We start from the raw sequence: 287 nt of genomic DNA, 5'->3' as shown, positions 1-287 counted from the left end.
GTGTGCTCCTGTTCGGGCGCGAGCGGGTGAGCCCGAAGTTCTACATGGTGTCCTCGTGGCTCGTGTGGGCCGGGTCGTGCCTATCGGCGCTGTGGATCCTCATCGCGAACTCCGGGATGCAGACGCCGGCCGGCGCGGAGCTTAACGCCGACGGCACCGAGGCCGTCATCACCGACTTCTTCTCGGCGGCCTTCAACCCGTCCATCTTCGCCCGCTACACCCATACCGTGGACGCTCTGCTCATCATGGGCGCGTTCGTGGCCATGGCTGTGGCCGGGTGGTATATG

The 287-nt window shown here is 65.9% G+C and carries 1 protein-coding gene; it reads left to right on the top strand.

The annotated features are described in order from the left end of the window. Nucleotides 1-287 (top strand): cytochrome ubiquinol oxidase subunit I (locus tag NE591_RS15615; protein ID WP_256157145.1); only part of this gene is annotated, 287 nt, incomplete at both ends.

Origin of the sequence: Adlercreutzia sp. DFI.6.23 (assembly GCF_024462535.1) — a bacterium.
GTDB classification, from domain to species: Bacteria; Actinomycetota; Coriobacteriia; order Coriobacteriales; family Eggerthellaceae; genus Adlercreutzia; species Adlercreutzia rubneri.
This window is presented reverse-complemented; position numbering and strand designations above follow the sequence as displayed.